Annotated in this window: 6 protein-coding genes and 1 pseudogene; 3 read left to right on the forward strand and 4 right to left on the reverse strand. The window is 64.1% G+C overall.

Translation table 11 applies throughout. From position 1 onward, the window contains the following. Positions 1 to 27 precede the first annotated feature (27 nt). Both VLU25_06390 and VLU25_06395 read left to right on the forward strand, forming a co-directional pair. Positions 28 to 822 carry an SDR family oxidoreductase gene (locus VLU25_06390; protein ID HSR67553.1) on the forward strand — a complete coding sequence of 265 codons (795 nt, stop codon included), beginning with the start codon at positions 28 to 30 and terminating at the stop codon, positions 820 to 822. Between the two features lie 50 nt (positions 823 to 872). Beyond that, positions 873 to 3,497 carry a zinc-dependent metalloprotease gene (locus tag VLU25_06395; protein HSR67554.1) on the forward strand — a complete coding sequence of 875 codons (2,625 nt, stop codon included), beginning with the start codon at positions 873 to 875 and terminating at the stop codon, positions 3,495 to 3,497. Positions 3,498 to 3,602: 105 nt separating this feature from the next. Here the strand turns inward: VLU25_06395 and VLU25_06400 are convergent, their stop codons facing one another. From VLU25_06400 to VLU25_06415, 4 genes and pseudogenes are all read right to left on the reverse strand, one after another. Continuing rightward, positions 3,603 to 4,085: an SRPBCC family protein gene (locus VLU25_06400; GenBank protein HSR67555.1), complete on the reverse strand. Its 483-nt coding sequence runs from the start codon at positions 4,083 to 4,085 to the stop codon at positions 3,603 to 3,605. Between the two features lie 70 nt (positions 4,086 to 4,155). After that, positions 4,156 to 4,365 (reverse strand): annotated as a pseudogene (locus VLU25_06405) (Tex-like N-terminal domain-containing protein). A 4-nt stretch (positions 4,366 to 4,369) separates the two neighbouring features. Next, positions 4,370 to 4,531, reverse strand: a complete 162-nt coding sequence (locus VLU25_06410; GenBank protein HSR67556.1) for a hypothetical protein — start codon at positions 4,529 to 4,531, stop codon at positions 4,370 to 4,372. Further along, a complete protein-coding gene (locus VLU25_06415; GenBank protein HSR67557.1) occupies positions 4,528 to 4,833 on the reverse strand; it encodes a hypothetical protein in 306 nt (101 codons plus the stop codon). Before VLU25_06415 ends, VLU25_06410 begins: the two co-directional genes overlap by 4 nt. A gap of 216 nt (positions 4,834 to 5,049) precedes the next feature. Between VLU25_06415 and VLU25_06420 the strand changes: the two genes are divergently transcribed. After that, positions 5,050 to 7,509, forward strand: a complete 2,460-nt coding sequence (locus tag VLU25_06420; GenBank protein ID HSR67558.1) for an ABC transporter permease — start codon at positions 5,050 to 5,052, stop codon at positions 7,507 to 7,509. Positions 7,510 to 8,047 lie beyond the last annotated feature (538 nt).

Consider the following 8,047-nt stretch of genomic DNA (forward strand, 5'->3'; position numbering starts at 1 on the left):
CCTCTATCCTGATATCCTGTGCGGCTCATGAGTGAATTTGCATTTGACTTTGGAGAGGACGCGCTCAAGGGCAAGACCATTCTGGTGGCCGGAGGCTCGGGAGGGCTGGGGGCGGCGGCGGTGGCGCTGCTGGCCCGCGACGGCGCCAATGTCGTCTGCGGCTACCATTCCAATCAGAGGCGGGCCGAGGATCTCAAAGACTACTGCCGGCAGCGCTTTGACGCAGAGATCCACCTGGTGCAAGGGGACCTGCGCCTGCCCGAGGTGCGTCAGCGCTATCTGGAAGCGGCGGACTCGCTGGGAGACGGACTCTACGGGCTGGTGGTCTACACCGGCGATCCCGGACGGGTCAAGTTCGACGACGTCACCCTGGACGACCTGCACGATTCCATGACCCGCAACTACTACGCGCCCATCTTGCTGGCCCGCCAAGCCATCGCCGGCATGGTGGACCGAGATGTGCAAGGCTCGGTGGTCTTCTTTTCCACCATGCAGGCGGTGGCGCCTTTCGATTCCAGCATCAACTACGCCGGACCCAAGACGGCCCTGCTGCAGGCCACCCGCATCATGGCCAAGCAATACGGCGGCGCCCGCAACATCCGGGTCAACGCCATCGCGCCGGGCGTCAACAAGGCCGGCATGGCGCTCAAGTCGATCGCTTCGGGCAAATACGACTTCTTCGTCGACCAGGGCATCATCCCCCGCTTCGGACGCCCTGAAGACACCGCCCGCGCCGTGCGCCTGCTGCTCCATCCCGACAACTACATCACCGGCCAGATCCTCACCATCGACGGTGGCCTCACCCTGCGCCGCGACAAGTAAGCTGTGGCATACTCGGGGCCTCTCGACCACTGAATTGGAGGACTGATTCGATGCATTCATTGACGCGCTTGAGATGGGCAGGGGTTTTGTTGTTGATCGCGGTTGTGACCTCTCCGGATCTGGTTTGGGACGGCTCGGGGACGGCTTACGCCTTTCAAGAAGAAGAAGGCGACGAACCGCAAGAAGGCCAGAGGGGTTCGCGGGGACGCCGTGGCGGTGGCGAGGAGGAGGAGAAGATCAAGCCCTACGGCGAAGTCATCACCGACAAGGCCGAGACCGACGAGGGCATCTTCAAGGTCCACAAGATCGAAGACAAGTACTACTACGAGATTCCTCGGTCGGAGATGGGCAAGGATTTCCTGTGGGTGACGACCATCGCCAAGACCACCCTGGGAGTCGGCTATGGAGGCCAGCGGCTGGACAACCGGGTGGTGCGCTGGGAGAGGCGCGGAGACCAGATTCTGCTGCGCGACGTGGAGTACGACATCGTGGCCGATCCCGGCCATCCCATCGCCCTGGCGGTGGAGGCCGCTAACAACCCCGCCATTATCCAAGCCTTCGCCGTCAAAGCCGAAGGGGGGGACGACTCATCTCCCACGGCCGTCATCGAGGTGACGCCGTTGTTTTCGCGCGAGGTGCAGGAATTCAGCGCGCGCTCCCGCTTGCAGGCCCGCAACATGGACCGCGGACGCTCTTTCGTCGACCGCATCGACTCCTTCCCCACCAACATCGAGGCGCGGGCCACCCACACCTACACCAAGCCGCCCGAGAGCGGCGGTTCAGGGGGACGGCGCGGACCTCAGCCATCCTCCCGCTTCAGGCGCGGCATGGATCCCGGCAGCGCCACCGTGCAGATTCATTCCAGCATGGTCAAGCTGCCCGAAGACCCCATGATGCCGCGGCTGCATGACGAGAGGGTGGGTTACTTCTCGGTGCGCCAGACCGACTACTCGCGTCCTGAGCACAAGGCCGTGGAACGGCGCTACATCACGCGCTGGCGGCTGCAGAAAAAGGACCCCTCGGCCGAGCTTTCCGAACCGCTCGAGCCCATCGTCTACTGGGTCGATCCGGCCACGCCGCCACAATGGATCCCCTACGTCAAGAGGGGAGTGGAGAAGTGGCAGGCGGCCTTCGAAGAGGCCGGATTCAAAAACGCCATCATCTGCAAAGAAGCGCCCGCGCCCGAAGAAGATCCCGAATGGCATCCCGAGGACGCCCGCTACTCGGTCATCCGCTGGCTGCCGTCGGACATCGAAAACGCCAGCGGACCTCATGTCCACGACCCCCGCACGGGGCAGATCCTGGAGACCGACATCCAGTTCTATCACAACGTCCAGAACCTGCTCCGATCGTGGTACTTCCTGCAGGTGGGGCATCTGGATGAGCGGGCCCAGCAGTTCCCCTTTCCCGACGAACTGATGGGGGTGCTGCTCGAGTACGTGGTGGCCCACGAGGTGGGACACACCCTGGGCTTTCCCCACAACATGAAGGCCAGCTCCACCTATCCGCTGGAAAAGGTGCGCGACCCGGAGTGGGTCAGGACCATGAGCCACACCCCCACCCTGATGGACTATTCCCGCTTCAACTACGTGGCTCAGCCCGAGGACGGGATTCCCATCGAAGACCTCATCCCCAAAATCGGCCCTTACGACAAATGGGCCGTCATGTGGGGCTACAAGCCCATCCCCGGGGCCTCCACTCCCGACGAGGAGAAGGCGGTGCTGGACGAGTGGGCCCGTGCCCAGGACGACAAGCCATGGCTGCGCTTTTCCACCGACGGAAGCCAGGGATCGGATCCGGGCGAGTTGACCGAGGCGGTGGGCGACGCCGACGCTGTGGCGGCCAGTGAGTTGGGACTCAAGAACCTGCAGCGGGTGGCCGACATGCTGCTCGACGTCACCACCCAAGAGGGTGAGAACTGGGATGACCTTGACGAACTCTACGGCCGCTTGCTGGGCCAATGGGTGCGGGAGATGGGTCACGTGGCGGCTCTGGTGGGCGGCTTCGACTCCCAGCAGATCCATGGGGGGCAGCAGGGCGTCCGCTTCCAGCCCGTTTCCAGGGAGCGCCAGTCGGAGGCCGTCGGCTTTCTCAACGAGAACGCCTTCGTAACGCCGCAATGGCTGATCCGCAAGGAGATTCTGCGCCGCATCGAACCGGCTGGAGTGCTGGAGCGCGTGGGCAGCGCCCAGAGACGCGTTCTGGGATCGCTCCTCAGTTCCAACCGCTTCAACCGGCTGGTGGAGCAGGAAGCGCTGGATCCCTCGGTGGCCTATCAGCCGGCTCAGTTCCTCGACGATTTGAGGCGAGGCGTCTTCAGCGAGCTCTACCAGCAGTCCGTGCAGGTCGATGCTTACCGACGCAACTTGCAGCGGGCCTATCTGGAACTGGCCGATTCACGGCTCAACGGCAGCGACGGCGCGGACGATGACATGCGTCCCTTCCTGCGCGGCGAACTGATGGAAATCAGCAGCCGGGCCGAGAACTCGCTGAGCCGGGCTGCCGACACGGCTTCGCGCTACCACTTGCAGGACGTCCACGACCGCATCGAGCGCATCCTCGACCCCCGCTTCCCGTCCTCGGACGGCTCCGATGCTGCCGGCCGGTTCGGCGGCCTTGATGAGCAGTTGGACGAGGAAACGTCCTGCTGGCCCGACCTCGTCATCCGACCCTAGGGCGACCTGCGGTCGCAAGGCCCAATCCCCAAGGACCAACTCACAACTCTCACAACTCACAACTCTCGACTTGTGAGTCTTGTGAGTTGGTCCTTTGGGAGTCGGCTATTGCGAAGCTGCTGCTTCCACGATCTTGGCCCATAGCTCGTCGGACAGAGTCTGCCCGGTCTCCAGCAGCGTCTTCAGGTTGCACAGCACCGCCGGCCAACCCAGGGTCACGCCGTGCTCCATGTCCGAGCCCGGCTCCAGTTGGCTGTGGGTGACGGTCAGGCGGCAGTCCGAACCCATTTCCTCGATGATGATGGTGACCCGCGAAAGCTTGGACTCATCATCGATGTCCTGGGGATAAGCCCAGGTGATGACCAGCTTTCGCGGCGGATCGACCTCGACCACCCGTCCGGCGATGTCGACCTCGCCGCTGCCGTCGGCGCGCACGTGCTCCCAACGGGCTCCCGGCTTCCACTCCGAGACGTTGTAGTGCTGCCAGTAGGCCTCGGTCATGTCGCGGTCCATCAGGCCCTGCCAGACCTCTTCGGGGCTGGCAGCGATGTAGATTGGGTAGACAAAATCAGGGGCTCTTTGTGACACTGCTCTTCTCCCTCCAGTTGCGGTGCGGATCCCTGCAATGCGCTTGGTCGCATGTCGACCGGAATCCATCCGTTTCGCGCCGCTCCTCCAACTCGCCCAGGTAGCGCAACCGCTCTTCCAGGGTCCGCAACTGAGCGTCGTCCAGGCCGCCGGTGGCCTCCTTGCGGTAGCGGGCAATGAAAGGAACGGTCGCTCCTTCATCGAGCAGGGCGGTGGCGCTGTGCACCTGCCTTTCCTCAACCGACAACTCCCGGGCGATCTGGGCCGCAATCGAACTCATGGTCTCATTGTATGGGATTAGGCAGGCCGTTCGGAACCATGGGGAGCGTGCGTTTGCGGGTGCCGGTGGCGTCGAAGATGGCATTGCCGAGGGCGGGGGCCACGGCCACGATGGGGGTTTCGCCGGCGCCGGCCGAGGGGAGATCCTTGCGGTCGATGGTGATCACACCTCGACCTTGCGCGTGTAAACGGACACCGAGCCGTCCTCCGCGATGTGCAGCCAGGCGCTGATCTCTTGCGGAGTCTGGCGCCCGCGACGGCGCCCACCGCCGCTTTCCTGAGCCAGCGCCACTGCCTTCGGCAGCAGGAAGCCTACGGCGATGCCGCCGCCGAAGAGCTCCACAAAGCGTCGCCGCGAAAGCTCGAAACGGTAAGCCGGCAGGCGCTCGAGTTCATAGCGTTCCATTTCCAGTTGGTCGCCTGAAGGTCGTTGTGAGTTGGGATCTGTGGTTCGAGAGTCGTCCCTCATCTTCCACCTCCCGCGGGGGCCTGGGCGGCGCTGAGGATGGCTTTGAGGATGCGCGGATAGGTGCCGCAGCGGCAGACATTGCCGTTCATGAACTCGATCACCTTCAATCTTGTCCTGAGCGGGCGGCAACCATTCTTGGGGATGAGCAGTCTTATGCGGGAAACCGGGTGGGAACCGTTGGGGGTGTCTCGCCTCGATCTTTGATTGGAGGGCGGCGTGAGAGGACTGGTGCATGACGTCAAGGTGGCTTACCGGCAGTTGCTCAAGAACGGATTGACCACGGTGGCTTCGTTGGCCACCTTGGCGCTGGGAATCGGGGCCAGTACGGCTATTTTCAGCGTGGTCGAAGGGGTGCTTCTGCGTCCCTTGTCCTATCCTCAGCCCGAGCAGATCGTGAGGGTCTGGCGGGTCAACCAATCGGGCAACCACGGTCCCTCCTCCGATCCCAATTACCAGGACTGGATCGAATGGTCGAGTCATTTTCAGGCCATGGCCCAATACCGGGCCGGCACCTCGTCGGTCAGCGGAGGCAAGGAGCCGGTGCGCACCAGGGTGGCCACCGTGGCTGCCGACTTCTTCCCCATCATGGGCGTGGAAGCAGCCCTGGGACGCACCTTTGCGGGCGAATCGCTGTCGACGGGCAGCGCCCCCGTGGCGGTGGTTAGCGAGGGCTTCTGGAGGCGCATGCTGGAAGGCAACCGCGACCTCTCCTCGCTCAAGCTCAACATCTCCAACACCGCCTACAGCATCATCGGCGTCATGCCCTCCGAGTTCAATTTCCCCCGCGGAAGCGAGATCTGGGTCCCGCGTGAACTCTACCCGGTCAACAACAGCCGCACCTCGCACAACTGGTATGTCATCGCCCGCCTCAAGGACGGTTCCAGCCTGTCCCAGGCTCAAGCCGAGATGAAGGCCATCGCCCGCCGCCAGGTCGCCAGGTACGGCGACGACATCTGGCTGACCGACATCGACGTGGTGCCCCTGCAGGAGGAACTGGTGGGCGATTATCGGACGCGCCTCTGGGTGCTGCTGGGAGCCGTGGGCATTCTCCTGCTGGTGGGATGCTTCAACATCGTCAACATCCTGCTGGCTCAGTCCTCGGCCAGGCGCCGCGAACTGGCCGTCCGCTCGGCGCTGGGCGCCGGAGGCTGGAAACTGGCTTGCCAGTTCGTCACCGAAACCATGCTGCTCAGTCTCGCGGGCGCCGCCCTGGGAGTGATCGCGGCTCAGTGGGGACTGCAGTTTCTGCTCAGTCTGGAACCGGGCGACCTGCCCCGCCTGGAAGAAATCCAGTTGAGCCTGCCCGTCCTGGCCTTCGCCAGCGGACTCTCGCTGCTCATCGGACTCCTGCTCGGGCTGCTGCCCGTTGTCCAATTCAGGGGAGCCAACCTGGCCTCGGCCCTGCAGCAGGGATCGCGCTCCTACTCGGGAGGACCCGGAAGGGCCCGGGCCCGCGGGGCGCTGGTGGTGACTCAGGTGGCGGTGACGCTGATTCTGCTGGTGGGCGCCGGACTGCTGCTGCGCAGCTTCCAGCAACTGATCTCGGTCGAGCCCGGATTCGATAGCGAAGGCGGCCTGGTGCTGCACCTCTCGCGCGCTTTCCCCGGCGACGAGGAGGAAAGCCGCCGGCTGGCCCAGTCCAACACCCAACTCCTGCAGCGCCTCAAGCAGATTCCCGGCGTCGAAGAAGTGGGCGGCACCACCGGTCTGCCGCTCTCCAACTTCGGCAGCTTCGCCGACGGACTGTTTCTCATCGACAACGAGGGAGTCACCCTGCGCGAACCCTACAGCCGGGAACTGGTGCGCCGCTTCCAGGAAGCCGGCAACACCGGCTATGGCGAATACCGCGTGGCCAGCGACGGCTATTTCAAGGCCATGAGCATCCCCCTGATGCGGGGACGTCTCTTCCAGCCCTCGGACGGGCCGGACGCCCCCCACGTGGCGGTCATCAGCCAGTCGCTGGCCCGCTCGCTGCCGGGGGACGATCCCCTGGGACAGCGCATCCAATTCGGCAACATGGACGGCACCCTGAACCTGCTCACCGTGGTCGGCGTGGTCGGCGACGTGCGCGACCGCAGCCTGGAAATGGAGCCCCGGCCCACCGTCTACCTCAACCAGCGCCAGCGTCCCCGGAGGACGGCCGCCTTCAGCATCTTGCTGGACGGGGAATTCGACCATGCTTCGGTGGCGGCCCAGGCCCGCGCCATCATCCGCGACCTCGATCCCTCTCTGCCGGTTCAGTTCGAACGGCTGGAAGCCATCTTCAGCTCTTCGCTCTCGGGACGCCGCTTCTCCCTCATCCTGCTGGGGATCTTCGCCGCTTCGGCGCTGCTGTTGGCCGCCGTGGGCATCTTCGGAATGATGGCCTTCACGGTCAACGAGCGGCTCAAGGAAATCGGCATCCGCATGGCTCTGGGCGCCGATCCCAAGCGAGTCCACCTGCGCTTCGTGCGTCAGGCGGCCATGCTGACCGGAACAGGCATCGTCTGTGGCGCCCTGGCCGCTCTAGGTCTCTCCCAGGTCATGCAGGGGATGCTGCATCAAGTCAGCGCCCGAGACCCCCTCACCTTCGCCGCCGCGGCTCCGGTCATCCTGCTGGTCTCCCTGCTGGCCTGCTACCTCCCCGCCCGCCGCGCCATCCGCGTCGACCCCCTGGAAACCCTGCGCGAGGAGTGAACGATCATCTGCGGGATCAATCTAAGGCCAAAAGTGCGCGGAATGGAGTCCATCGAAATTAGAACTACCAGTCTGGTCGGAGGGCATCGAGGAGTCAGCAAGAACATAGGCTAGTGGTGAACTTTGTGTTGATGGTCCCTGACTCGCCGCTTTCCGCTTGCTTTCCCTGCCAAGCTCCTCTAGCGTAGCCCGCTGCGACAGCCGAAACCGCCAACAGGCGGCCCCACCCGGTGCGAGCATACCGAGCAGGGGCTTGTCACGATCACTTGCGAAGGAGCGCCCAGTCCGCTTGCCATTATCAGTCCCCGCGCGCCAACTGGCTTCGAAAAGACGATCTCGGACTTTCTTATTCAGCACGAAGCACGTCAGAGGATCGACGGACAGGGCACGGGAGATGGGGACAGCGGCGGCTCCCAGAGAGCAGAGCAGAACGATGCCCACAGCTATCCCCACGGCTTCCGGCTCAGAAGTTGAAGCCTGATAAAGCCTGGCCTCGAGCCATTGCCCAGCCAGCCAGATCGGCACCGACCCTGCGGCG

The organism is Acidobacteriota bacterium (assembly GCA_035471785.1).
Classification (GTDB): Bacteria; Acidobacteriota; UBA6911; order RPQK01; family DATIPO01; genus JANQFM01.